The sequence below is a fragment of the Kluyvera genomosp. 2 genome (assembly GCF_036759865.1).
Classification (GTDB): domain Bacteria; phylum Pseudomonadota; class Gammaproteobacteria; order Enterobacterales; family Enterobacteriaceae; genus Kluyvera; species Kluyvera ascorbata_B.
Genome location: NZ_JAPKIA010000008.1, coordinates 1 through 24716 on the forward strand (window position 1 = coordinate 1; position 24716 = coordinate 24716).

General features: G+C 55.0%; 26 protein-coding genes and 1 pseudogene. 11 read left to right on the forward strand and 16 right to left on the reverse strand.

The genetic code is table 11. The features are described 5' to 3' along the window. Positions 1-118 precede the first annotated feature (118 nt). Positions 119-895 carry an MBL fold metallo-hydrolase gene (locus tag V6942_RS10000; protein WP_333501198.1) on the forward strand — a complete coding sequence of 259 codons (777 nt, stop codon included), beginning with the start codon at positions 119-121 and terminating at the stop codon, positions 893-895. Positions 896-909: 14 nt separating this feature from the next. Continuing rightward, positions 910-1846 (forward strand): annotated as a pseudogene (locus V6942_RS10005) (GlxA family transcriptional regulator). A gap of 303 nt (positions 1847-2149) precedes the next feature. On the opposite strand, the gene V6942_RS10010 reads toward V6942_RS10005, so the two are convergent. The 8 genes from V6942_RS10010 to sad all read right to left on the reverse strand — a co-directional run bounded on the left by V6942_RS10010 (position 2150) and on the right by sad (position 9840). After that, the gene (locus V6942_RS10010) at positions 2150-2590 is read right to left on the reverse strand and encodes a GNAT family N-acetyltransferase (protein WP_106930644.1); all 441 of its coding nucleotides are present in this window, start codon (positions 2588-2590) and stop codon (positions 2150-2152) included. 12 nt (positions 2591-2602) lie between these two features. Next, positions 2603-3517, reverse strand: a complete 915-nt coding sequence (locus tag V6942_RS10015) for a bestrophin family protein (RefSeq protein WP_106930642.1) — start codon at positions 3515-3517, stop codon at positions 2603-2605. Between the two features lie 236 nt (positions 3518-3753). Then, positions 3754-5205 (reverse strand): tagaturonate reductase, encoded by a 1452-nt coding sequence (locus V6942_RS10020; RefSeq protein WP_182928927.1) that lies wholly within the window; start codon positions 5203-5205, stop codon positions 3754-3756. Between the two features lie 114 nt (positions 5206-5319). Then, positions 5320-5847 (reverse strand): GNAT family N-acetyltransferase, encoded by a 528-nt coding sequence (locus tag V6942_RS10025; protein ID WP_182928928.1) that lies wholly within the window; start codon positions 5845-5847, stop codon positions 5320-5322. An 87-nt stretch (positions 5848-5934) separates the two neighbouring features. Beyond that, positions 5935-6927, reverse strand: a complete 993-nt coding sequence (locus tag V6942_RS10030; protein WP_106930636.1) for a sensor domain-containing diguanylate cyclase — start codon at positions 6925-6927, stop codon at positions 5935-5937. Positions 6928-7092: 165 nt separating this feature from the next. Then, the gene (locus V6942_RS10035; protein ID WP_106930634.1) at positions 7093-7458 is read right to left on the reverse strand and encodes a DUF4186 domain-containing protein; all 366 of its coding nucleotides are present in this window, start codon (positions 7456-7458) and stop codon (positions 7093-7095) included. Then, positions 7458-8384, reverse strand: a complete 927-nt coding sequence (glsB, locus tag V6942_RS10040) for a glutaminase B (RefSeq protein WP_106930632.1) — start codon at positions 8382-8384, stop codon at positions 7458-7460. Before glsB ends, V6942_RS10035 begins: the two co-directional genes overlap by 1 nt. 70 nt (positions 8385-8454) lie before the next feature. Continuing rightward, entirely contained in the window at positions 8455-9840 is a 1386-nt protein-coding gene (sad, locus tag V6942_RS10045) for a succinate-semialdehyde dehydrogenase (RefSeq protein ID WP_333501199.1), read from the reverse strand. Positions 9841-9944: 104 nt separating this feature from the next. Between sad and ptrR the strand changes: the two genes are divergently transcribed. Further along, the gene (ptrR, locus tag V6942_RS10050; protein ID WP_333501200.1) at positions 9945-10823 is read left to right on the forward strand and encodes a putrescine utilization regulator PtrR; all 879 of its coding nucleotides are present in this window, start codon (positions 9945-9947) and stop codon (positions 10821-10823) included. Here ptrR and V6942_RS10055 read toward each other — a convergent pair. Further along, positions 10777-11256 (reverse strand): GNAT family N-acetyltransferase, encoded by a 480-nt coding sequence (locus V6942_RS10055; protein ID WP_333501201.1) that lies wholly within the window; start codon positions 11254-11256, stop codon positions 10777-10779. The genes ptrR and V6942_RS10055 overlap by 47 nt on opposite strands. Before the next feature lie 151 nt (positions 11257-11407). Here V6942_RS10055 and V6942_RS10060 point away from each other — a divergent pair, with 151 nt between their 5' ends. Beyond that, a complete protein-coding gene (locus V6942_RS10060; protein ID WP_182967843.1) occupies positions 11408-12352 on the forward strand; it encodes an L-lactate dehydrogenase in 945 nt (314 codons plus the stop codon). Positions 12353-12387: 35 nt separating this feature from the next. On the opposite strand, the gene V6942_RS10065 is transcribed toward V6942_RS10060, so the two are convergent. Further along, complete coding sequence (locus V6942_RS10065; RefSeq protein WP_333501202.1) at positions 12388-13176, reverse strand: PhzF family phenazine biosynthesis protein; 789 nt, start codon at positions 13174-13176, stop codon at positions 12388-12390. A gap of 202 nt (positions 13177-13378) precedes the next feature. On the opposite strand from V6942_RS10065, the gene V6942_RS10070 reads away from it, so the two are divergent. Then, positions 13379-14578: a sugar transporter gene (locus tag V6942_RS10070; protein WP_182934731.1), complete on the forward strand. Its 1200-nt coding sequence runs from the start codon at positions 13379-13381 to the stop codon at positions 14576-14578. Positions 14579-14624: 46 nt separating this feature from the next. On the opposite strand, the gene V6942_RS10075 is transcribed toward V6942_RS10070, so the two are convergent. After that, positions 14625-15293 (reverse strand): MarC family NAAT transporter, encoded by a 669-nt coding sequence (locus V6942_RS10075; RefSeq protein WP_106930620.1) that lies wholly within the window; start codon positions 15291-15293, stop codon positions 14625-14627. A 225-nt stretch (positions 15294-15518) separates the two neighbouring features. Here V6942_RS10075 and marR point away from each other — a divergent pair, with 225 nt between their 5' ends. The 3 genes from marR to marB are packed head-to-tail and all read left to right on the forward strand — an operon-like array spanning position 15519 to position 16599. After that, positions 15519-15953: a multiple antibiotic resistance transcriptional regulator MarR gene (gene marR / locus V6942_RS10080; RefSeq protein WP_106930618.1), complete on the forward strand. Its 435-nt coding sequence runs from the start codon at positions 15519-15521 to the stop codon at positions 15951-15953. 20 nt (positions 15954-15973) lie between these two features. Continuing rightward, the gene (gene marA, locus V6942_RS10085) at positions 15974-16357 is read left to right on the forward strand and encodes an MDR efflux pump AcrAB transcriptional activator MarA (protein WP_064545350.1); all 384 of its coding nucleotides are present in this window, start codon (positions 15974-15976) and stop codon (positions 16355-16357) included. Positions 16358-16386: 29 nt separating this feature from the next. Further along, positions 16387-16599, forward strand: coding sequence for a multiple antibiotic resistance protein MarB (gene marB, locus V6942_RS10090; RefSeq protein ID WP_106930616.1), 213 nt, complete (start codon positions 16387-16389; stop codon positions 16597-16599). Between the two features lie 32 nt (positions 16600-16631). Here marB and eamA read toward each other — a convergent pair whose 3' ends face one another. Beyond that, complete coding sequence (gene eamA / locus V6942_RS10095; protein ID WP_106930614.1) at positions 16632-17534, reverse strand: O-acetylserine/cysteine exporter; 903 nt, start codon at positions 17532-17534, stop codon at positions 16632-16634. A gap of 195 nt (positions 17535-17729) precedes the next feature. On the opposite strand from eamA, the gene ydeE reads away from it, so the two are divergent. Then, positions 17730-18920, forward strand: a complete 1191-nt coding sequence (gene ydeE, locus V6942_RS10100; protein WP_106930612.1) for an efflux MFS transporter YdeE — start codon at positions 17730-17732, stop codon at positions 18918-18920. 54 nt (positions 18921-18974) lie between these two features. On the opposite strand, the gene V6942_RS10105 is transcribed toward ydeE, so the two are convergent. Together V6942_RS10105 and V6942_RS10110 are read right to left on the reverse strand one after the other, a co-directional pair. After that, a complete protein-coding gene (locus tag V6942_RS10105; RefSeq protein ID WP_333501203.1) occupies positions 18975-20078 on the reverse strand; it encodes a cobalamin-independent methionine synthase II family protein in 1104 nt (367 codons plus the stop codon). A 152-nt stretch (positions 20079-20230) separates the two neighbouring features. Then, a complete protein-coding gene (locus tag V6942_RS10110) occupies positions 20231-20629 on the reverse strand; it encodes a rhodanese-like domain-containing protein (RefSeq protein WP_333501204.1) in 399 nt (132 codons plus the stop codon). Positions 20630-20714: 85 nt separating this feature from the next. On the opposite strand from V6942_RS10110, the gene ftrA reads away from it, so the two are divergent. Further along, a complete protein-coding gene (gene ftrA / locus V6942_RS10115; RefSeq protein ID WP_333501205.1) occupies positions 20715-21695 on the forward strand; it encodes a transcriptional regulator FtrA in 981 nt (326 codons plus the stop codon). Positions 21696-21778: 83 nt separating this feature from the next. Further along, positions 21779-21874 carry a protein MgtS gene (gene mgtS, locus V6942_RS10120; RefSeq protein ID WP_146145744.1) on the forward strand — a complete coding sequence of 32 codons (96 nt, stop codon included), beginning with the start codon at positions 21779-21781 and terminating at the stop codon, positions 21872-21874. A 167-nt stretch (positions 21875-22041) separates the two neighbouring features. Here mgtS and V6942_RS10125 read toward each other — a convergent pair whose 3' ends face one another. Beyond that, positions 22042-22212 carry a hypothetical protein gene (locus tag V6942_RS10125; RefSeq protein ID WP_181358056.1) on the reverse strand — a complete coding sequence of 57 codons (171 nt, stop codon included), beginning with the start codon at positions 22210-22212 and terminating at the stop codon, positions 22042-22044. A 342-nt stretch (positions 22213-22554) separates the two neighbouring features. Beyond that, the gene (dcp, locus tag V6942_RS10130) at positions 22555-24606 is read right to left on the reverse strand and encodes a peptidyl-dipeptidase Dcp (RefSeq protein WP_333501206.1); all 2052 of its coding nucleotides are present in this window, start codon (positions 24604-24606) and stop codon (positions 22555-22557) included. Between the last annotated feature and the right edge of the window lie 110 nt (positions 24607-24716).

Consider the following 24716-nt stretch of genomic DNA (forward strand, 5'->3'; position numbering starts at 1 on the left):
GGCATCGTTAACTTAAGATACAAAAGCTGTCCGGAAATGGCGGGTCAAGATCACCAGCGGCGCAACGCTGAGAATCCGACATACTGTGTTCATCTCCTCACACAACAGGACTCTCACTATGAACATTACCCAAATCCGCAACGCCACCCAGTTGATTCACTACGCGGGTAAACGCTTTCTGATTGACCCGATGCTGGCGGCCAAAGACACCTACCCGGGCTTTCCCGGCACGGCCCGCGCCGATATTCGTATCCCGATGGTGGAACTGCCTCTGCCGATCGGCGAGATTATCGACGTGGATGCGGTGATTGTGACGCATACTCATCTCGATCATTGGGATGACGCGGCCGCCGCTGCTCTTCCAGGGTCGATACCGATTTATGTGCAGAATGCCCATGATGAAGCACTCCTGCGCGCTAAGGGCTTTAGCGAAGTGCGCCTCCTTTCAGCTGACAGTCATTTTGGCCACATCCGTTTGCTCAAAACCGACGGGCAGCATGGATCAGACGCCGCCTACGCGATACCTGAACTGGCAGAACGACTTGGCGAAGCCTGCGGCGTAGTATTTCAGCATCCGGAAGAAAAAACGCTCTATCTGGTTGGCGACACAATCTGGATCGACGCCATTGCTGAAAATATGCGCCACTATCAGCCGGAAGTGCTGGTGATGAATACCGGATGGGCACACGTGCTGGGATTTGGCCCGATTATTTTTGGCAATGAAGATCTGCTAAAAGCACATGCACTATTGCCGCAGGCGCAGATCGTTGCCACCCATATGGGGGCGATTAACCATTGTCTGGTGACGCGAGAAGCGCTGCTGGAATATGCTCGAGATAACCAGATAGAGGATTTCGTCTGTGCCCCAGTAGATGGTGACACTGTCACGTATTAAAGAGTGAGAACATAATGACCCCCACCTCCGTTGCGATTGTGGCCAGTGAAGGGTTCAGCACCTTTCATTTTTCGGTACCGCTAATTTTGTTTGGCGACAGCGCCAGCATTTCGCCGTATCATATGCGCTGAAACGCCTGGGATGGTCTGGTCTAAGGAAGGTACAGCGGTATTGGCCACGGCAGATTTTACCGCGCTGACACAAAGCGATATTGTCATCGTGCCCTTCTGGCGAGACGTGAACGAGAAACCGTCGACCGCATTGTTGGCCGCGTTGAAAACCGCACGTGCTAACGGTGCGACAGTGGTCGGTCTGTGCCTGGGAACATTTGTTCTGGCCTATGCCGGGTTACTCGACCACCGTCGAGCCGCGACGCATTGGGAATATGAGCCTGACTTTTCACGGCTTTTCCCTCAGGTAACGCTCGATGTCAACGTTCTGTATACCGACGACGATGGTCTGATTACCTCGGCTGGCACCGCCGCCGCGCTGGACTGCTGCCTGTATGTGATTCGTCAGCGTCTTGGTGCGAGCGTCGCAAACCAGATAGCCCGGCGTATGGTCACGCCGCCACACCGTGAAGGCGGCCAGGCCCAGTTTATTGAACCTACGGTACCACTGCGAACTGACGATACGCGGATTAATCAGCTTCTTCTTTTCCTGCAAAATAACCTCGGTCAGACACTTAACATCGACTCACTGGCCGAGCGAGCGGCGATGAGCCGCCGTACGCTAACCCGCCATTTTCAGAAAGCTACCGGTATGTCGATTGGTGAATGGATCACCGCTGAGCGGTTAAGACGGAGTCAGAGCCTGCTGGAGAGCAGCCAGCTTTCCATTGAGCAGGTCGCGGAGCGCGCAGGCTTTCAGTCATCTATTACGTTTCGCCAGACCTTTCGTGAAAGAATGGGCGTCAGCCCGGGGGAATGGCGTAAAACCTTTCGCGGATAACTTCGCTGAGGTTATCCACAGAAACGGTGCACAACCTTGTGGGTAATTAGCCTAAAAGCCGTTGATTAATGAGGCGTTCATGAAATGTACAGGGGCGCAGCGTGTCCTGCGCCCGTTTCAGCCGAGCGTACCGCTTACCAGCCAAGCGCGCGTACCAGCGACAGATCCCAGGCGGTAGCGAACAGTGAAATGAACAGAATGATGTTAACGGCAGTCTCGATTCGTTTTTCCATTTTGATTCTCCTTATGTCGGTGCAACCATTAAACAGGGAAAACCTTAATGATTTATTCTGCATCCTGGCTTTACAGCCTAACACAATAACGTACGTAATCATCTGCGGAGATGAATTCATCATAAAGCTTACGGGCAGGATTATGAATACGCGTATGCCAGTAGAAACGCGACCATTTCTGTTCTTTGGCTTCATTTAGCACGAAATGCATGAGTTGCCGGGCAATGCCCAGGCCACGAAATGACGGGTCCACGAACAGGTCTTCCAGATAACAGATGGGTTGGGTCACCCACGTGCCTTCGTGTAATACGCACAGGGCAAAACCGGTCACGCGCCCTTCTACCACCGCCACTCGGCCAAAAACAGGCGATTGCGGATTGAGCATTCGCTGCCACGTGTTTTCCGTGACATCGTCGGCCAGTGTCGCGCCATAAAAAGTGTTGTAACCCTGCCATAGCGCCAACCACTGCGCTTTATCTTCAGCCTGTATGGCACGAATGATTACGGTCACGCGTTTTTCCTCTTAGCTGAGCTGGTAATGCTTATCGACGGTAAGGCGCTCAGGTATCTGGGGTTCATCGTTCATTTGCAGCAGATCGATTTCGATAGCGTTGCAGATAGCATCCAACGGTAAATCATTATTTTCCATACCGAAGGGTTCTTCAAGCTCTTCCGCCAGCGTATCCAGAGAGATAAAGGTGTACGAAATCAGCACCGAGACAAATGGCGTCATATAGTGTAAGTCAACAACCAGCGCGAACGGCAGCATGATGCAGAACAGGTACACGGTGCGATGTAAAATCAGGGAATAGGCAAAAGGCACCGGCGTATTGGCAATACGTTCACAGCCGGCCAGCACGATGGACATATCGTTGAGGCGAATGTTCAGACTATGGTACAGAATATCCGACAGTTGCCCTGCCCGACGCCTCTGAGCCAGCCACTCCCCCATAATCAGCAAAATACGATTTGCCGGCGACTGGGCGGTCATCACCTCATGAAGATGCGATTCGGAAAGATACTTCGCCAGCACCGCACGCGTAGGCTGGCGGCGTAGCGTCAGACGCAGACAGTGGGCAAACGCAATTTGCAGACCCACAAATTCATTCAGATGCGGATCGTCGTGCAGCGTGTTTTTTACCTCACGCAGCAAAGAGCGTGAGGCAATCATCAGTTGTCCCCAAAGCTGACGGGCTTCAACGTAGCGGGAATAACAGGCGTTATTGCGAAAACCCAGGAATATGGCAATGGCCACGCCGAGAATACTGAACGGGGCGACCGTCAGCTTCACCCCCAGCGAAGAATACCAGGGCAAAATCAGGATCACGACTATCGATAGCAGGAAGTTAAGCAGCAACCGCGAAAAGATTTTCGGCAGCACGGAACCGTGCCAGACAAAGATACGGGCCAGCCAGTGCTGGTGAGGACGAACGATCATTTTGATATCAATCAGGTTAATGAATTGTATATTAAACGTGATCTACGTCATGTATTCAAGCGGTACTGACGGTGAAATGGTATGCTAGCGAAGCCCTTTATGGGCTGTTACGCGGTTTATGCTCGGTGTTTCAGTGGGATAGTGATAAAAGAAAATATGTATGTTGTAACTAAGTTGCCTTGTTACGGCCATAGAAAACCCGGCCGGAGCCGGGCTTGATAAGCGTTGAACCGCCGTTAGCAGAGCGGTTGCACGGCTTTACGCATTCCCTGAGTCAGAATCGCGTCAAGATCGGTTGCCACCTGTTCGACCAATCCGGAAACCTGTGTAAGATCTTGTTCCCAATGTTCGCTCACGGAAAGTACCGCGCTGACCAGATCGCGGGTAGTAATCTGGTGGTCACGATGCTGCGCCCATAGCTGCTGATAACTCTCGATCCAGTGCGCGTCGTCTTGTACCGGATACGCTTCCCCGTTACGTTCCGCGCGATAGAAAGCGATCAGCGCAGCCAGCGCAAAGGTCAAGCGTGCAGGCAGCTTACCGCTGGCCTTCTGCCCTGCTAGCAGCTGCGGCAAAATGCGGGTACGGAATTTTGTCATACCGTTCAGGGCAATAGACAACAGCTGATGCTTGATGTACGGGTTACGAAAACGACCGGTAACCGCGCTGGCAAAGGATTCCAGCTCGTCTTTCGGCAGATCCAGCACCGGAATAATTTCCTGATAAATCGCTTTTTCAACAAATGCACAGATTTCCGCATCATTCATGGCTTCACCCACGGTATCGATACCGGCCTGATAGGCCACCGGCACTAGGGCGGTATGTGCACCGTTCAGAATCGCGACTTTACGCTCTTTATACGGTTTAATATCGTCAACAATCAGTACGTTAAGTGCAAGCTTGTCGAGACGCAGTTCGCTGGCGAGGGATTTTGGCCCCTGAATCACAAACAGATAGAAGTGCTCAGCGGTATCGAGGAAGCCGTCTTTGTAACCCAGCTCCGCTTCCAGTTTTGCCGCTTCATCACGCGGGTATCCTGTGACGATACGGTCCACCAGCGTAGAGCAGAAAGCGTTTGATTCATTCAGCCAAGTCATGAATTCGGCCGGCAGCGCCCACTCCTGCGCATAGCGAACCACCAGCTCGTGCAGCGCCTCACCGTTATAATCAATCAGTTCGCAAGGAATGATCACCCAGCCTTTATCGGCTGCGCCGTTGAAATGGTTGAAGCGTTCGAACAGCAGGCGTGTCAGTTTCGCCGGATAACTTACCGCCGGGGCGTCATCAAACTTGTCGCCCGCGTGATAGCTGATACCCGCTTCGGTGGTATTGGAAAACACAAAACGCATGTCCGGGTTGTGAGCCAGCTTAAGGAATTCTGCGTAATCGTTATAAGCGCTGATTTCACGGTTCACCGAACGGATCAGGCGAGCATCGCTGACCGCCTCACCCTTTTCATTCAGACCACGAATAATTGTGGTGTACAGGCCGTCCTGAGTACTCAGAGAAGGCGGGAAGTCGCTGGCAATCGGGCGAACGATAACCACGCCTGAATTCAGGTCAGTGTGTTCGTTCAGCAGGTCAATCTGCCAGTCGACAAACGCGCGCAGGAAGTTTCCTTCGCCAAACTGGATAATACGTTCAGGGTATTGGGCACCGGGGAAATCATGGCGGTTCAGTGTTTTCACAATGGGTTCCTTTCTGGATTAGTCATACAACCTGCTCAATTGGTCTAATAACTTATCAGATTTTCCGCTTATGAAACCCTGTTTTGATCAAAAGTGAGAGAATAAATAGCGAGTCTATAAAAATTTGTAAAAAATCGACGTCGCCGTCAACTCACCGTCCGGCATACAGGCATAGCGCGGAATTTCCCCCACCTTTTGCCAGCCGCAGCGCTGATAGAAACTTTCCGCCCCGCTACCGGTCGCCGTATCCAGCACCAGCACGCTTTTATGCCTGTCAACGGCGACCGCTTCCAGGCGCTGCATTAGCGCACGGGCAATCCCCCCGCGACGAGCACGTTCATGCACTAACAGTTTCGCGACATCGGCGCGGTGCGGCTGGTTTTCCGGCTGGTCAACAATCAGCTGTACGGTCCCGACGATATGCTGGTCGACATCTTTAGCGACCAGCACGACACGCTCATCTCGCGCCACGCTACCGGCAGTCCGCTGCCAGAACTGCTGTGCGGTTTCCGGGCTGAACGGCAGCATAAAGCTGACGGATGCGCCGCCGTTAACGCAGTTTGTCAGCACGCCGGACAACGCATCAAGATGTGAAAGGATATCGGATTCAGAAAAGATATGAAGCGAGTACATTGAATTCATGGCGATCTCCGAAAAAGGGGTACCACCGATTTTACGTTAACAAGTTGACAACACAACAGAAGCCGCCATCGCATTTTCTTATCGGTATTAATGGGCAAAAATCTGGTTCTTACCGCGCCGTTTGGCCTCATACAGCGCATTGTCCGCCGCCTGCAACCAGTCCGAAACTTCAAGCATCTCCGGCAGCGCTTCGGCAATACCGATACTGAGCGTCAACGTTTGAGAGTGGTCCGGACGTTCGGTGACCAGCGATGTAGCATCCATAATCCGCTGAGCTATCGACCGCCCTTCTTCCAGCGACGTATCGGGCAGCAGGATAACAAACTCGTCGCCGCCTAAACGCGCGGGCGTATCGGTAGCACGCGTCGCCATCTGCAAAATTTGTGAGACGGTTTTAAGCATGACGTCGCCCACTTTATGCCCATAGCGATCGTTGATCTCTTTAAAGTTATCCAGATCGATAAACATCAGCAGCGAGTGGCCACAGTGCTGTTGCAGGCGCACCAGTTCCCACGCAATACGCTGTTCCAGCAGGCGGCGGTTGGCGATATCCAGCAGCGGATCGAGCATCGCAATACGCTCCAGTTCCTGACTCTTCAGCCGCAGCCTGACGGCAATACCATCTGTCAGCAGGCTTAAGGCAAGTACATATAAGGAAATCAGCGGCAGCGTCGCCAGCATAGTGCGTTGAGAAACATAGCCAATAAAAGGCATGCCGGTCAGAACCCAGCTAAGGGCGAAGCAGGAAACCAGCATGAATGCCGCTTTACGCATCAGCGTCACCCCACCGGCGGAAAGCCTGTCGGTGAGCAGAATGGTCGCTATCGTTACCGAGGGTAGCGGGTTCAGTGACATCATGGCTATCCAGAAGCCACCGACGCCAGCATCCAGCAGCAAATTTTGCTGCTCCACCAAACGCGGTATCGGCGCACGTATCGCGCGCAGATAGGCAACCGTCGGCCAGATAAAGGCATTAATGGCAAGCAAGACCTGAAGATAAACCGGCCGGTGATGCTCAGACAGGACGGAAAGAATCGGTAGAAAACACAGGAAAGTGCCGAGCATCCGCATCAGATACATCCGTCTGACAAACCGGGCTCCCGCCACCTCACTATTCGTAATAAGTTTGTCAAAACTATTCATAACGCAATTTATTCCGATACGACGCCCGGCTCATCTTATTAAGAGCCGGAACGCCGATCAAGCTATCAAAATCGATAGCTATTCAGAATAATCTTAGACGTGCTACCGATCCTGACGATTCATCTGAATCACCAGCCAATGGTGAATAACACTGACAATATAGCGCTGCGCCTCATCGCTGAGGACCTGACCTTGCGGAATATGGTGCCACTTTGCCAGACAGCCGCGGCAGCAGGTCGCCGTGGCATGCTGGGCGATAAACACCGGATGACCGCGCATTGGCGTCTGCTTACCGTCGTTGATCGGCTGTGCAGGTGCTAAGCGGTTGGCGATAAAATCTGCCGCGTGGCTATCAATCACCTCCGGCCCTTTATCAATACAATACTGCCGTTCTTTCACCCCAAGGCGAAAACGGCTGCGAAACGTTGAGCGCTGCAGCCGGGCAAATAAGCTATCAAGCGTGTCCATCAGTAAACTGAACGTCCTATCTGCTGAGTGAGTTTTTCCAGGGCAGCAACGCCCGCCAGCGAGTTGCCCGCTTCATCCAGCTCCGGGCTCCAGACGGCAATCGCCATTTCGTGCGGCACGATGGCGACCACCCCGCCGCCGACGCCGGATTTTGCCGGCAATCCCACCCGCCAGGCAAATTCGCCGGCATTCTGATACATGCCGCTGGTCGCCATCAGCGCATTAACCTGACGCGTCTGCATCGGCGTGATCACCGGCGCGTCGAGGTGCAGCGCCTGCCCCTGATTCGCCAGAAACAAAAACGTCTTCGCCAGCTCCACGCAGTTCATTTCCAGGGCGCAGTAGTGGAAATAGTTCTGCAATACCGTCGTGACATCCTGGTGGAAGTTACCGAACGATTTCATCAGCCAGGCAATGGCCGCATTGCGCGCAGAATGTTCAAACTCAGAGCGCGCCACCTGTGCGTTATAACCAATACTGGATACGCCGCTCAGCTTACGCACAATTTCCAGCATCCGCTGACGCGGCGCGCTAAGACGCCCTTGTAACATGTCGCAGACCACCAGCGCCCCGGCGTTAATAAACGGGTTGCGCGGGATCCCCTGTTCTATTTCCAGCTGTAATAGGGAATTAAACGGCTGCCCGGACGGATCTTTACCAACGCGGGACCAGATCTCCTCAGCCTGATAGTGGTTCATCGCCACCACCAGACTCAGGACTTTAGAAATTGACTGGATAGAGAATCGCTCGTTCGCATCACCGGCGCTAAAGTGCTGCCCGTCAACGGTGCTGATCGCGATCCCCAGTTTTTTGCCGCTGACGCAGGCCAGCGCCGGAATGTAGTCCGCCACCTTCCCCTGTCCAATCAGCGGCCTGACGTCGTCGAGGACAGACGCCAGCATGGCATTATTGATAACCGTAGCCACTCACACTCCTTGCCCACAGGCTATTTTCGGCCTGGAAGTATAACAGAGCGAAATGGCTACGTCGTTTCGCTTATCGGCGATCTTTCCATACCGTCTGAACGTTACAGAATTCACGCAGGCCAAAATGCGACAGCTCGCGGCCAAAGCCGCTCTTTTTCACGCCGCCGAACGCCACTCGGGCATCGCTCGCGCTATAGCCATTAATAAATACGCCACCGCACTCCAGCTCATCAGCAAAATGCTGCGCCTGCGCCGTATCGGCAGTAAAGACGGTAGCAGAGAGCCCAAACTCACTGTCGTTGGCTAACGCCAGCGCATGATCGGCGTCGCGAGCAACGGTGATCGCAGCGACCGGGCCAAACATTTCCTGTCGGAAGGCGGTCATCGTCGGCGTTACGTTGGCAAGCACGGTTGCCGGGTAGAAGTTACCTTCCCCGCCGCACTTCTCCCCCCCCAACAGCAGGCTAGCCCCTTCTTTGACGGTGGCCATCACCTGACTGTGAAGCTCATCGCGCAAATCAAAACGGGCCATCGGTCCAAGATAGTTGTCTTCCTCACGCGGATCGCCCATTTTCAGCTGCGCGGCGGCATCGACAAACTTCCGGGTAAAGGTATCGGCAATACCCGCTTCGACAATAAATCGTTTCGCCGCGGCGCACACCTGCCCGGTATTCTGATAGCGCCCCGTTACCGCCGCCTGTACCGCCAGGTCGATATCGGCATCATTCAACACGATAAACGGATCGGATCCGCCAAGCTCCAGCACGCATTTCTTCAGCGCCGCACCGGCCTGAGCGCCTATTGCTTTACCCGCACGAACGCTACCGGTGACCGTGACCGCCGCAATGCGCGGATCGTTTATGATCTGCGTGACGCCATCGTTAGTGGCATTCACCCAATTAAAAACGCCAGCGGGTACGCCTGCCTGGGTGATAATCTCACCAATCAGCGCCGCGCAGCCCATCACGTTCGGCGCATGTTTTAATAAATAGCTATTCCCCGCCAGCATAATCGGCACCGCACCGCGCAGCACCTGCCACAGCGGAAAGTTCCACGGCATCACCGCCACCACCGGTCCCAGCGGACGGTACTCAATCACCGCCTGATGATTTTCAACCAGGGTCGCTTCGGTGGCGAGCATGGCCGGGCCGTGTTCAGCATACCAGTCGCACAGGTGGGCTGATTTCGCCACTTCGCTACGCGCCTGTTTAATAGGTTTTCCCATCTCGCGGGTAATACATTGCGCCATCTCTTCGGCACGCTCGCGCAGCACGCGGCCAATCGAACGCAGCGCATCGGCACGCTGCGCAACGGAGGTCTTACGCCATTGACGGAAAGCCGTCTCCGCCAGCGTCACCGCCCGATCCACGTCAGCAGAGGACGCCCACGGCAGCGCGGAAATCGTTTCGCCATTCATCGGGTTCACGGAGACGGCATGAGTTGCAGGTGAAGTCATCTTTTTCTCTCTGATTGATTGCGTTGTGGTCACATACTCACCTATTCTTCCGTTTATGAAAACTGAATAATATTAACCACCCCATTCACGATACGAGAATACGCATGGATTTAACTCAGTTGGAAATGTTTAACGCTGTCGCCCAAAGCGGCAGTATCACGCAGGCCGCAAAGAAAGTTCACCGCGTACCGTCCAACCTGACGACCCGTATTCGCCAGCTGGAGGCCGATCTTGGCGTTGAGCTGTTTATTCGGGAAAATCAGCGCCTGCGTCTGTCGCCCGCGGGACACAGTTTCCTTCGTTACAGTCAGCAAATTCTCGCCCTGGTCGATGAAGCACGCATGGTGGTCGCCGGTGACGAACCGCAGGGGTTATTTGCACTCGGCGCGCTGGAAAGTACCGCAGCGGTGCGCATCCCACAGACGCTGGCCCGCTATAATCAACGCTATCCGCGAATCCAGTTCGATCTCGCTACCGGCCCATCCGGTACGATGACCGATGGCGTACTGGAAGGCACCCTGAGCGCGGCCTTTATTGATGGACCGGTGATGCACCCCGGCCTTGATGGCATGCCGGTCTATCAGGAAGAGATGATGATTGTCGCCGCCCACGGTCATCCTCCCATCACCCGCGCCAGCGACGTCAACGGCGCCAGCATTTATGCGTTTCGCGCCAACTGTTCTTATCGTCGGCACTTTGAAAGCTGGTTTCACGCCGATCGAGCCACGCCCGGGCGTATTCATGAGATGGAGTCCTATCACGGTATGCTGGCCTGCGTTATCGCTGGCGCCGGGCTGGCGCTGATGCCGCGCAGTATGCTGGAAAGTATGCCCGGTCATCATCAGGTCAGCGCCTGGCCGCTGGCGGAGAAATGGCGCTGGTTAACCACCTGGCTGGTGTGGCGACGCGACGCGATGAGCCGCCAGCTGGAAGCGTTTATTGCGTTGCTGGATGAGCCTCAGACGCCAGCGGTTTCATCATAAATACGCTGAGCGGGTCCGGCGAGTACGGTGCAAAGGCTTCGCAGTTGCGATAGCCGCATCGCGTGTACAGGCGAATTGCCGCATGCTGATGAATTCCGGTTTCCAGGCGCAACAGAGTGCAGCCACGCTGCACCGCCACCGTTTCAAGCTCCACCAGCAGCCGCTCGCCCAGTTGCTTACCCCGGTGCGTCGGCTCGATAAACACCCGCTTCATTTCACCATGGCCGTCTTCCCCCATCACCACGGCACCGCAGCCGATTGCCTTCTCGCCATGACGAATGAGCAGAATGATCACCTGTTCGGCAGGTAGCATCGACAAGTCCAGAAGATGGTTACTTTCTGCTGGATAAAGCATGGACTGATATTGGTCTAGCGCAGCAATCAGGCGCACTACGGCGGGTTCAGCGGGAGATGTAAGCATGAAAGCGTACATAGCAGGCTCCTGTTTGTGATTATCTTGCCACTCTACCATTCCCTCTCGCCGCCGCTCATAGCATTAACTTATATTGTCCGCAGACACTTGCGCTAACCGCTTGTTAACGAGTAGCTTTATTCCCGTCGTTTGGCCATACAATGGAAGATTCATGAATACGAAAGCCCGTAAAGTGATGATCATCGGCGCCGGCAACGTTGGCGCATCCGCAGCCTATGCGCTGCTGAATCAGAATATTTGCGAAGAACTGATCCTGGTCGATCTCAATAAAACCCGCGCCGAGGCCCACGCGCAGGATCTCAGCGACGCGGCCGCTTATATGCCCGGCATGATGACGATTTCCTGCCGCGACGCCAGCGACTGCGCCGATGTGGATATCGCCGTCATTACCGTTTCCGGCGGTGCGCTGAAACCCGGCCAGACGCGGCTGGATGAATTAAAAAGCACGGCCAAAATCGTCCACAGTATTGTGCCGCAGATGATGGCCGGCGGATTTAACGGTATTTTTTTGATTGCTACGAACCCGTGCGACATCATTACGTGGCAGGTATGGCAGCTTTCCGGTCTGCCACGCAGCCAGGTGATCGGCACCGGCGTCTGGCTCGATACTACCCGCCTGCGCCGCAAGCTGGCGCAGGATCTGGATATTGGCGCACAGAGTATTGATGCCTTTATTCTCGGTGAGCATGGCGATAGCCAGTTCCCGGTATGGTCGCACTCCTCGGTGTACGGCTCTCCGATTGGCCAGGTTTATCAACGTCGTACCGGCCGCGAGCTCGATCGTCAGGCAATGGCCGATAGCGTGCGCAAGCTGGGGTTCGAAATCTATGCGGGTAAAGGCTGCACCGAATACGGCATCGCTGGCACCATTGCCGAAATCTGCCGCAACGTCTTTACCGGCAGCCACCGCGCGCTGGCTATTTCCTGCATTCTTGACGGTGAATATGGCGTGAACGGCGTGGCCATTGGCGTGCCGGCGGTTCTGGCGCAAAGCGGCGTTCAGCAGGTCATTGAGCTACAGCTGGCGGCGGACGAACGAGAGAAATTCGCCCGCTCGGTCGAGGTGATTAAGGCAAATATCGCCTTGCTGCCGTAGCCGTGTCAATTCTCTGACCCGGTCAAGAGGCCGGGTTAATCCAGCAGCACCTTACCCTGCAAATAGGTTCGCGCTTTTCCCCCCATCAGCACGCGGTCGCCTGCCCACTCACAGCGAATATCGCCGCCCCGCGTCGACACCTGCCGCGCCAGCATCTGCGTTTTACCGAGCTTCTCCCCCCAATACGGGATCAGCATGGTATGCGCCGAGCCGGTAACCGGGTCTTCCCATACCGCCTCGCCGGGTGAAAAGAAGCGGCTGACAAAATCACATTCGCCCTCACCGACGGCCGTTACCGACACCTTATGTTCGCCGGGGGTCATCGCGCCGATATCCGGCTGAAGCGCCTCTACCTGCTCGCGGTTATCCAGTTCAATCACCCACGCGCGCCCGCGACGCGCATGACGATAGGTACTGATGCCCAACGCACGCAGCATCGCGGGGGGCGGTGCCGCCGCTTTGGTGCCGCCGGCCGGAAAATCCAGCGTCAGCCAGTCACCGCTGCGCGTCACGGTTAAGCGCCCCGATAGCGTCTCGAAATGGATGCGATCATCCGGGTAGTTGAGATGGTTAAACACCACATGCGCGCTGGCGAGCGTACCGTGACCACACAGGTTGACTTCATTGCGGGTGGTGAACCAGCGTAGCGCAAAACCTCCCGGTTGATTGACGATAAAGGCCGTCTCGGACTGATTATGCTGCTGGGCCATACTGAGCAGTAGCGCATCCTCTGGCCACTCGCGAAGCAGACACACTGCCGCCGCATTGCCGCCGAACGCCTTGTTGCTAAAGGCATCAACCATAAAAAAATCAATCTCGTGCATCTGCTTCTCCGTGTTGTCATGGCGTTAAGGCAAACTGACACAGAACGTTAACAGCAACAAGTCTCTTTTGTCCGCCTAAACGTGACACTGTCACCACAATGTAAAAATGAGATGTAAATCACATAATGATTGTATTTGCGGCGGTAATAGCTTTAAGATCGTGCGTCTCTTCATTCCTCTCATACTCCCGGTGCATTTACCTATGACAACGAACACGGTCTCTCGTCGGATCGCGTGGCTTCGGGTAGTCACGCTGGCTATCGCCGCCTTTATTTTCAACACCACGGAATTCGTTCCGGTGGGCCTGCTTTCCGATATTGCGCAAAGTTTTGGTATGCAAACCGCCGAAGTGGGCATCATGCTGACCATCTATGCCTGGGTGGTGGCGCTGATGTCATTGCCGTTTATGCTGCTCACCAGCCAGATGGAGCGACGTAAGCTGCTTATTGGTCTGTTTATTTTATTTATCGCCAGCCACGTTCTTTCCTTCCTTGCATGGAATTTCACCGTGCTGGTGGCCAGCCGTATCGGTATTGCGTTCGCACATGCGGTGTTCTGGTCAATTACCGCCTCGCTGGCTATTCGCATGGCACCAGCAGGTAAACGCGCGCAGGCGCTGAGTCTGATAGCCACCGGCACCGCCCTGGCGATGGTCTTCGGTATCCCGATTGGCCGGATCGTCGGCCAGTACTTCGGCTGGCGTACCACCTTTTTCGCCATTGGCGTTGGCGCGCTGCTGACCCTGCTGGCGCTGATCAAACTGCTGCCGCGTCTGCCAAGTGAACACTCTGGCTCGCTGAAAAGCCTGCCGGTACTGTTCCGCCGACCGGCGCTGGTCAGCATCTATCTGCTGACCGTGGTGGTGGTGACCGCGCACTACACGGCCTACAGCTACATTGAACCGTTCGTGCAGACCGTGGCAGGCCTGAGCGGCAATTTCGCCACGATCCTGCTGCTGATTCTGGGCGGCGCGGGCATTATTGGTAGCATTGTCTTCGGCAAACTGGGTAATCAACACGCCTCCGGGCTCATCAGCAGTGCGATTGGCATGCTGCTGATTTGCCTGCTGCTGCTGCTGCCTGCCGCGCGCGACGCGAGTCACCTCGCGGTGCTGAGCATCTTCTGGGGTATTGCCATTATGGTGATTGGTCTGGGAATGCAGGTCAAAGTGCTGGCGCTGGCGCCGGATGCAACCGACGTCGCCATGTCGCTGTTTTCCGGGATATTTAATATCGGTATTGGGGCCGGTGCGCTGCTCGGTAGCCAGATCAGCACCCACTGGTCGATGTCATCTATCGGCTACGTGGGCGCGCTGCCGGCACTGGCGGCTTTTATCTGGTCAGTGGTGATTTTCCGCCGCTGGCCAGCGGCGTCGTTGGAAGAACAAGCACATCAGCATTAATGACCCGCGACCGCAGCGCTGTTCCGTGCTGCGGTCGCGGACTGTATCAGGCGGGATAGGTCTTAATAATTTCGAGTACGCCGTTAATAATAAACTGTACCCCCATACATACCAGCAGGAAGCCCATCAGGCGCGAGATCGCCTCGATGCCACCTTTGCCAACCAGCCGCATGATCGCCCCAGAGCTGCGCAGGCACCCCCACAGAATCACCCCGACCAGTGCGAAGATTATCGGCGGTGCCACCAGCACCACCCACTCCGGGAAGTTAACCCCGTGTTTCACCGTAGATGCCGAGCTGATAATCATGGCAATGGTCCCCGGACCTGCCGTGCTGGGCATCGCGAGCGGCACAAACGCGATATTGGCAGTAGGCTCATCCTGAAGCTCTTCCGATTTACTGCGCGCCTCCGGGGAGTCATGCGCTTTTTGCTGCGGGAACAGCATCCGGAAACCGATAAAAGCCACGATAAGCCCACCGGCAATACGCAGCCCTGGTATTGATATGCCGAATGTATTCATCACGACCTGGCCCGCATAATAGGCCACCATCATGATAGCGAAGACGTAAACTGACGCCATCAGCGACTGGCGGTTACGCTCCGCGCTGTTCATATTCCCCGAAAGCCCAAGGAACAGCGCAACGGTCGTTAGCGGATTAGCCAGCGGCAGCAAAACCACCAGCCCCAGTCCAATAGCCTGAAAGAGTTCCTTCATAAGCGTTCAAAAATCCTGTCTGTGTTACGGAAAATGGCCTTTACGCCGCGCTGTCGCTTTTTACACAGCATGTATGACTTCAAAGCGACACTTTAGAGGATATCCTATTTGGGTCGATTTGGAGCGTTTTAGCAATTCGTGGCATCGCCCAATCCATTCAGTTGACTTATGGTTGCGTGAGAAATAATATCCACCGCAACTAAAGTACTTGCCAGGGCAACCATCGTGAACAGCACAAGCAATCTCTTCAATGAAATGATTCCACTTGGGCATTTGATTCACCTGGTTAACCAAAAAAAAGATCGCTTACTCAACGAGCATTTATCGCCGGAAGACATTACAGCCTCACAGTTCAGAGTGCTTTGCTCTATTCGTTGTCAAGGCAGTATCACCCCCGTGGAATTGAAAAAAACCTTGTCGGTGGATCTGGGCGCGCTCACCCGCATGCTCGATCGCTTGCTGTGCCGGGGCTGGATTGCCCGGTTACCCAATCCAAGCGATAAACGCGGTGTGTTGATTCAGCTGACGCCTGAAGGCGCAGCCATTTGTGAACAATGCCATCTGCTCGTTGGGCAAAACCTGCACCAGGAATTAACAAAAAACTTAACGGCAAATGAAGTTGCAACGCTCGAACTTCTCCTTAAAAAAATATTGCCGTAAACAGAAGAAGAGGTAAGACGATGTCCAGACGCAACACTGACGCTATCACTATTCATAGCATTTTGGACTGGATCGAAGATAACCTGGAATCACCGCTGTCGCTTGAGAAAGTGTCAGAACGTTCCGGTTACTCTAAATGGCACCTGCAGCGGATGTTTAAAAAAGAAACCGGCCATTCATTAGGTCAGTACATTCGCACCCGCAAGCTGACGGAAATCGCCCAGAAACTCAAAGAAGGCAACGAGCCGATTCTCTATCTGGCCGAACGTTACGGGTTTGAGTCGCAGCAGACGCTGACGCGGACATTTAAAAACTATTTTGACGTGCCGCCGCACAAGTATCGCGTCACCAATATGCACGGAGAGTCTCGCTATCTCCACCCTATTAATCACTGTGTTTGTTAATCGCCTGCAAAAGACGTATTGAGGAAATCATGAAACTGTTCGCTTCCGTTGCCTTCGCCCTACTGGCGATGGCCTCCATGCAGAGCTACGCGGAGCAACTTCCAGCCCACAAGAACGCGCACGACACCATGCTGATGCCGTCCGCCAGCAGCCAGTCACCGTTTGACTTTAATCATATGGGTTCCGGCAGCGATAAATCCGATGAGCTGGGCGTACCGTATTACAATGAAAACAATCGCTAAACGCTAATTGCCCCGCCTTTGCGGGGCTTTTTTTAGCCCTTCACCGCTCGCCTCAGTCCCGGCAAACGCAGCCCGAAGACATTAATAAACAGCCCGGCCATAATCAGCAGCGCACCGATGAGCTGCATTACCGATAGCGTTTCATCTAACAGCAGCGCTGCGCTGGCCAGCCCCACCACCGGCACCAACAGCGACAGCGGCGCCACGCGCCAGGTTTCATAACGCCCCAGCAACGATCCCCAGATGCCATAGCCGACAATACTGGCGACAAAGGACAGATAGGCCAGCGACAGCGCGGTAGTCAGATCAATATGAATCAGGCTCTGCGCCATTTGCTGCGATCCTTCAAAAATCCACGAGCTGAGCATGAAAGGTAAAATAGGAATCAGCGCGCTCCATACCACCAGCGACATCACGCCCGGCTTCGAATCATGGTGCATGATCTTTTTATTGAAGATATTGCCGCAGGCCCAGCACAGTGCCGCCGCCAGCGTCAGCATAAAACCTAGCAGCTTGACATGCTGGCCGGTCATGCTGGTTTCTATCAGCACCAGCACACCAAACACCGCCAGCGAAATGCCCACCAGCTGCTTGCGCTGCAGTCGTTCACCGAACGCGAAGGCACCGAGCACAATAGTAAAGAAAGCCTGTGCCTGGAGGACCAGCGAAGCCAGACCGGCCGGCATACCGAAATTAATGGCGCAAAACAGGAAGGCAAACTGGCCAAAGCTAATGGTCAGCGCATAGCCCAGCAGCAGCGAGAGCGGCACCCGCGGACGCGGCACGAAGAACAGCGCCGGGAAGGCAACAAATAAAAAACGCAGACCTGCCAGCAGCAGCGGCGGCATACCGTGCAGCCCCACTTTGATAACGACAAAGTTCAGCCCCCATACCACGACAACCAGCAACGCCAGCAGTCCATCTTTACGCGTCATACCCGCCCCGTCATTTATTAAATTTATGTAAACACAATCAAAGTAACGAAAAATTCACCCCAGGAATAGATCATTATTTCTGGCAGGCTGAAATCGCACTTCCCGACAAGACCCTGGCTATACAAGCCGCTTATGGCGTGATATTTCTGAAAGCGATAACAAAAAATAAGCCAACCACACTTCTCGGGCAGGAAAATGAAACCAACGACAAGGCGATCCACGATTGCGCTGCTGGCATCGTCGTTACTGTTAACCATCGGGCGCGGTGCCACACTTCCCTTTATGACCATTTACCTCACGCGCCAGTACGCGATGACGGTAGATACCATCGGCTACGCGATGTCTATCGCGCTGGTGATTGGTGTGGTGTTCAGCCTCGGCTTCGGCATTCTGGCCGACAAGTTTGATAAAAAACGCTATATGCTGATCGCCATCGCGTTCTTCATCTGCGGTTTTGTGGCTATCCCTCTGGTGCACAGCGTCACGCTAGTGGTGTTTTTCTTTTCGCTGATCAACTGTTCGTACTCGGTGTTCTCCACCGTGCTGAAAGCCTATTTTTCCGATACGCTTGCGCCTACCACTAAAGCGCGCGTGTTCTCGCTGAACTATACGTTCCTGAACATCGGCTGGACCATCGGGCCGCCGATCGGCACGCTGCTGGTCATGAGCAGCATCAACCTGCCGTTCTGGCTGGCAGCCATTTGCGCGGCGTTCCCGCTGCTGTTTATCCAGCGCTACGTTGAGCGTGTCTCAGCGGCCGAAATGGCCGAATCGCCGGTCGCCTGGTCACCGTCGGTTCTGCTACGCGATCGGGCGCTGCTGTGGTTTACGCTTTCCGGCCTGCTGGCGTCGTTTGTCGGTGGTTCATTCGCTTCCTGCCTGTCACAGTATGTGCTGGCCATCGGCGACAGCACCTTTGCTGAAAAAGTCGTGGCGGTGATCCTGCCGGTCAATGCCGCCGTGGTGGTGACCTTGCAGTATGCGATTGGCCGCCGGCTTACCTCGACCAACCTGCGTCCGTTGATGACCTTTGGCACCGTCTGCTACGTGCTGGGCCTGGCGGGTTTTATGATGTCGGGCAGCAATCTGCTGTTCTGGGGGCTGGCGGCCGCCGTCTTCACGTTGGGCGAGGTTATCTACGCCCCGGGAGAATATATGCTCATCGACAACATCGCCCCGCCGGGAATGAAAGCCAGCTATTTTTCCGCTCAGGCGTTGGGGTGGTTAGGGGCGGCGCTGAATCCGCTGCTGACCGGGCAGATCCTGACGCATTTCGCGCCCCTTGCGCTCTTCCCCATCATGATGGTGGTGATTGTGCTGGCCTGGCTGTTGATCTTCCGCGGCATTAAAGCCAGCGGCTGGCACCCTGAGCTTAACGCCGTGTGATAGCGCAATCGGCCGGATAAGCCTGCTGCCTAATCCGGCCTTTGCCTGCGCGAATCACCAGACCTGTGCGGCAATCCCCGTCACCAGACGTACCTTATCCCACTGTTGCTGTTCACTCAGACTATTGCCCTCTTCAGTGGAGGCAAAGCCGCACTGCGGGCTCAGGCAGATTTGATCCCGCGCCACGTAGTTTGCCGCCTCTTCCAGGCGCGCCTTCACCCCTTGCGGATTTTCCAGCTCACCGTTTTTGGTTGTAATCAGACCCAGCACCGCTTTTTGATGCCCAGGACGGATGAAGCGCAGCGGTGCAAAGTCGCCAGAACGATCGTTGTCATACTCCAGGAAGAACGCATCAACGTTCACACGGCCAAACAGGATCTCGGCTACCGGTTCATAGCCGCCTTCCGAAATCCACGTCGAGCGGAAGTTACCGCGACAGACGTGCAGGCCGATAATCAGGTCGTCCGGTTTACCTTCCAGCGCGCGGTTCAGCACATCGGCATAAATTGCCGCCAGTCGATCCGGATCGTCACCGCGCTCACGCACCTGCCGACGCTGGTCTTCGGAACACAGATAGGCCCAGACCGTGTCATCCAACTGAAGGTAGCGGCAGCCCGCATCATAGAAGGCACGGATGGCATCACACCAGGTATCGGCCAGATCGTTAAAATAATCCGCCAGATCCGGATATACGGTGGCATCAATATCTTTGCGCCCGCCGCGGAAGTGCAGCACGCTGGGGCTTGGAATCGTCATTTTCGGCGTGGCATCGCCGCTGATGCTTTTCAGGAAACGAAAATCGTCCAGCATAGGATGGTCACCAAAGCCCAGCTTGCCGGTCACGCGAATGCCATGGGCCCGCGTCTGCACGCCGTTAAACTGAATGCCCTGCTCCGCATCATAGCGTTCAACGCCCTGTAGGCCGTCAAAGAAATCAAAGTGCCACCAGGCACGACGGAATTCACCGTCGGTCACTACGTGCAGGCCGCAGTCGCACTGGTGCTGCACAACGCGACGAATTTCCTCGTCCTCTACCGCACGCAGCTGCTGTGCGGTGATGTCTCCGTTAAGCCACTGCTGACGCGCCTGCTTTATTGCCAGCGGACGTAAAAAGCTGCCGACGATATCGGCGCGATAAGGAGCGTGTTGATGTGCCATGCGTTTCTCCTGACTTCCCGGGGGCATGTGTTTCCCCTGGGTGATTATTGGTTATTTAAATTATTTAGACTTCTGGATGGCTAGATATCCAAATAATGTCATCCGTAACCCACGCAGGCAAACGAGAATAATTCATGGATGATGAAGAAAATTCACGATCCCACGTTAAAAGCGAAACCTTCATCCTGCCAACCGGTGATACCGCCAATCATTATTTTCACCGGACGCCCAAGCATCGCCAGCTTAAGCGCTGCGCGATCTGCGCCGTTACAGTGCGGCCCCGCGCAGTAGACCACAAACAGCGTTTCCGGCGGCCATGTCTGCATACGCTCAGCGTTGATCTCTGCGTGACGAAGGTGAATCGCACCGGGGATATGGCGGAACGCAAAGGTCTCGGCGTTGCCCACCACGTGCAGTAATACAAAATCTAACGGCGGCTGCTGGAGCGCGGCATGAACATCAGCACAATCCGTTTCAACGCTCAGACGCTGGCGGAAATGGGCGGCGGCTTCGGCGGCGCTGACGGCCGGAAATTCAGTTACGTAACTCATCGTTGACTCTCTCATTATGTGTTACCACTATGGTAACGATGCGATGAGTATAAACAGGCACCTGCCGAGAGGACCGCCCCCAGAGATGACAGAAAACGGCCAGAATATGACAATCCGCGCCCCTCGCGTGGTGGTGCTCGCCTATGACGGGCTATGTACCTTCGAATTTGGCGTAGCGGTCGAGGTCTTTGGCCTGCATCGCCCGGAAATGGGCGACGACTGGTACCGTTTCGCCGTCGATGACGGTGAACTTCGCGCCACCGGCGGCATTCGGATTATGGCCGATGGCGGCCTGACGTTACTCGACGACGCCGACACCATCATCGTTCCCGGCTGGCGTGGAATAGACAGCCCGGTGCCCGATGCGCTGTGCCAGGCGCTACGCCGCGCGCACCAGCGTGGTTGTCGGGTGATGTCGATTTGTTCCGGCGTCTTCGTCCTGGCGGCAGCCGGGCTGCTTGATGGCCAGCGGGCAACCACCCACTGGCGATATACCGCCCCGCTACAGCAGCGCTACCCGCAAATCAAGGTGGCGGAGGACGTGCTATACATCGAGGAAGGACGCGTATTGACTTCCGCGGGCAGCGCTGCGGGGATCGATCTTTGTTTACACGTGGTGCGCCTGGATTATGGTCTGGAAGCGGCCAATCGCGTTGCCAGGCGGCTGGTCATCCAGCCGCACCGCGACGGGGCCCAGAAACAGCAGGTAAGTCGGCCGGTTGCCCGCTCCCGTGAGAGCCAGCGTCTGGGCGTGCTGTTTGATTTTCTTCATCAGCATCTGGCCGATAGCCATAGCGTCCGTTCGCTCGCAGAACGGGTGGGCATGAGTGAACGGACATTTCTGCGACGTTTCCAGGAGGCCACCGGCAAAACGCCCGCCCGTTGGCTGCTTGATGCCCGCCTGCAGCAGGCACAGCACCACCTGGCGTCCGGCAGAGACAGCGTAGAGCGAGTGGCGGAGATAACCGGTTTTGGTAACGCCAAAAATTTGCGCCTGCGTTTTCAGCAGCATTTGGCCATCAGTCCGCTGGCCTACCGTAAGAAATTTACCGCAACAAATAATTAATTCACAAATGACTGCGTTAGTCTAAGTTTAAAACAGTACGCTAAAGGATGTCCGGAGTGGAATCGTTAAAAGAGGAGGTCATCATGCTGGATAATATGCACGTGTTTCTGGTTGCAATGGGGCTTATTCTGTTTTCCGGTTTTCTGACTGCCTATTTTAGCGGGAAATGGAACGATTAACGACAACCGAAATAAGCCTGTAGCATATCGCGCATAAAAAAACCGCCAGGAAACTGGCGGTATAAATGCTTGCATGGATAGATTTTTACTTCTCCAGTTCCCCATCCGTCCTGAATGAAGAAACCGTTGCTGTAAAGGGATCTTATCACTGCTTTATTCAACTAATGCTAAACGGCCAACGCATTATTTAAGGCGGTGTGTTTCCACGCCTTCTTGCTCTGGCAGCCGGCCCGCCGGCCCGCCCACAATCTGCCGGAACGCGACTCCTGTAAGTCCTGATGCTCAGGACGGGTAGACCAGATGGATTCGCGACGAGCGTTACGCTGGGATTTTTTCATTATTGCCTCCGGGCAGATTGTCGATATTAAATCCATTAACTCAACGATTTACGCAGACATGTTAGCAAGCTGAATGGCGAGTTATTTCAACAACTGCACGTATTTGTAAAGAGCCTGTGAGCCAGCGCACCTCTCTGCGCCAAGAGGTGATACCCTACCGAAAATGTCAGGTTGCGTAATTGTTATCACCACGTAAAATCACAGCGGTTGCCTTCGCTCCAGGAATGGCAGCAACAATGCTCTATTTATTGTGGTACTTAACCCGCCAGCCCTGTGTGCGGGTTTTTTTTCGTTTTTACGCTCGTCCGGAATATCTAAACAGCCGGACGAGCGGTGCGAGTATTAATCCGTTTCGCTTAAACCACGATTTTTCAGCATCGGCGCAATGCGCGGATCGTGTCCCCGCCAGCAACGATACAGTTTTTCTAAATCGCTGCTGTTACCGCGCGATAAAATAGCATCGCGAAAACGTTGACCGTTCTCGCGATTTAAACCGTCGCGCTCGACGAACCATTGATAACCATCATCGGCCAGCATTTGCGTCCACAGATAGGCATAATAACCCGCCGCGTAGCCGCCGCCGAAAATATGCGAAAAATAGCTGCTGCGGTAACGCGGAGGAACGGCAGCAAGATCGATACGCTCGCGCTGTAGCGCCTGGGCTTCGAACTCGTCTACGCTCTCAGGCAATGAATTTGCCGACAGGCTGTGCCAGTTCATGTCCAGCAGCGCCGCGCTGAGCAGTTCGCTCATATCGTAGCCTTTATTGAAGTTCGCTGCGCGGAACAGGCTATCTCGCAACGTTTCCGGCATCGGCTCACCGGTTTCGTAATGACGCGCATAGTGGGCAAACACCTCCGGATGGCTCGCCCAGTGCTCGTTTATTTGCGATGGAAACTCAACAAAATCACGTGGCGTATTGGTGCCGGATAACGTCGCATAACGCTGATTCGCAAACAGGCCGTGCAGCGCGTGGCCGAACTCATGGAATAGCGTAATGGTATCATCCCACGAGATCAGCGCGCTTTTTCCGGCAGCCGGTTTCGGGTAATTGCACACGTTGTAGATAACCGGACGCGTGCCCAGCAGCGTTGACTGCGGGACGAAGTTGTCCATCCACGCCCCGCCGCTTTTGCTGTCTCGGGCAAAGAAGTCGCCATAGAACAGCGCCATTCCCTCACCATCGGCATCAAAAATCTCCCACACGCGCACGTCGGGATGGTAAACCGGCAGATCGAAGCGCTCGATAAAACGAATGCCAAACAGCTGGCTGGCAGCCCAGAACACGCCATCAATCAGCACACGCTCCAGCGCCAGGAAAGGCTTAATTTGTGCTTCATCTATCGCGTATTTTTCGCGCCTGACCTGTTCGGAATAATACAGCCAGTCCCAGGCCTGTGCGCTGAAGGGCGCATCACCGTTATCAATCAGCGCCTGAATATCGGCCAGTTCACTTTCAGCGCGAGCGCGGGCCGCCGGGGTAATTTCGCGCATGAACTCAAACGCCGCCTGCGGCGTTTTTGCCATCTGGTCAGCCATGCTCCAGCTGGCATAATCGGCATAGCCAAGCAGCTCGGCCTGACGCGCGCGGATGGCGACCAGTTTGAGAATGCGTTCACGCGTATCGTTATCGTCGCCGCGCTGATTGCGCTGCCAGGCCGCATTAAAGAGTTTTTCACGGGTTTCCCGAACGCGCAGACTCGCCAGCACGGGCTGCTGAGTGGTGTTCACCAGCGGAATCAACCAGCGTCCCGCCAACCCGCGTTCCGCGGCCGCAGCGGCGGCCGTGGCAATCTCATCTGCACTTAAGCCGGCTAACGCCGCTTCGCTGTCCACCACCAGTCCACCGTTTTTAGCGGCACCGAGAAGGCACTGGTGAAACTGGCTGCTCAGCGTGGCGGCTTCGGTATTCAGCGTTTTCAGCTCTGCCTTTTGCGTTTCACCCAGCATCGCACCGGCCTGGATAAAACGGGCGTAAATCACCTCAACCAGACGGTGAGACTCGCTATCCAACCCCAGCGATTCACGCTGCGCCCAGACGGACTGGATACGCTTAAATAGCGCATCGTTAAGATAAATATCGTTCGCCAGTCCGGCCAACTCGGCAGAAAACGCTTCATCCAGCCGCTGAATGGTCTCATTGCTGTTTGCGGCGGCCATGGCAAAGAACACGGCGGTGACGCGCGCCAGCATCTCGCCGCTTTTTTCCAGCGCCACGAAGGTATTGTCGAACGTTGCCGGCTCAGGGTTATGTGTGATGTCGGCAACCTCCTGACGTTTGCGCTTCAGCGCTTCATCAAAAGCCGGACGATAGTGCTCATCGTTAATCATATCGAACGGCGGCGCCTGATACGGTAAGGTGCTGCTGGCAAAAAAGGGATTCATGGCCGACATGGTGTACTCCTTAACAAAACGGTTAACCGTAGCAGAATAAACAAAACGGCGCGGGGCTGCCCGCTTATCTCAACATTCCCGCATTTTTCTTCCTCGCGGGTTATCGCCTT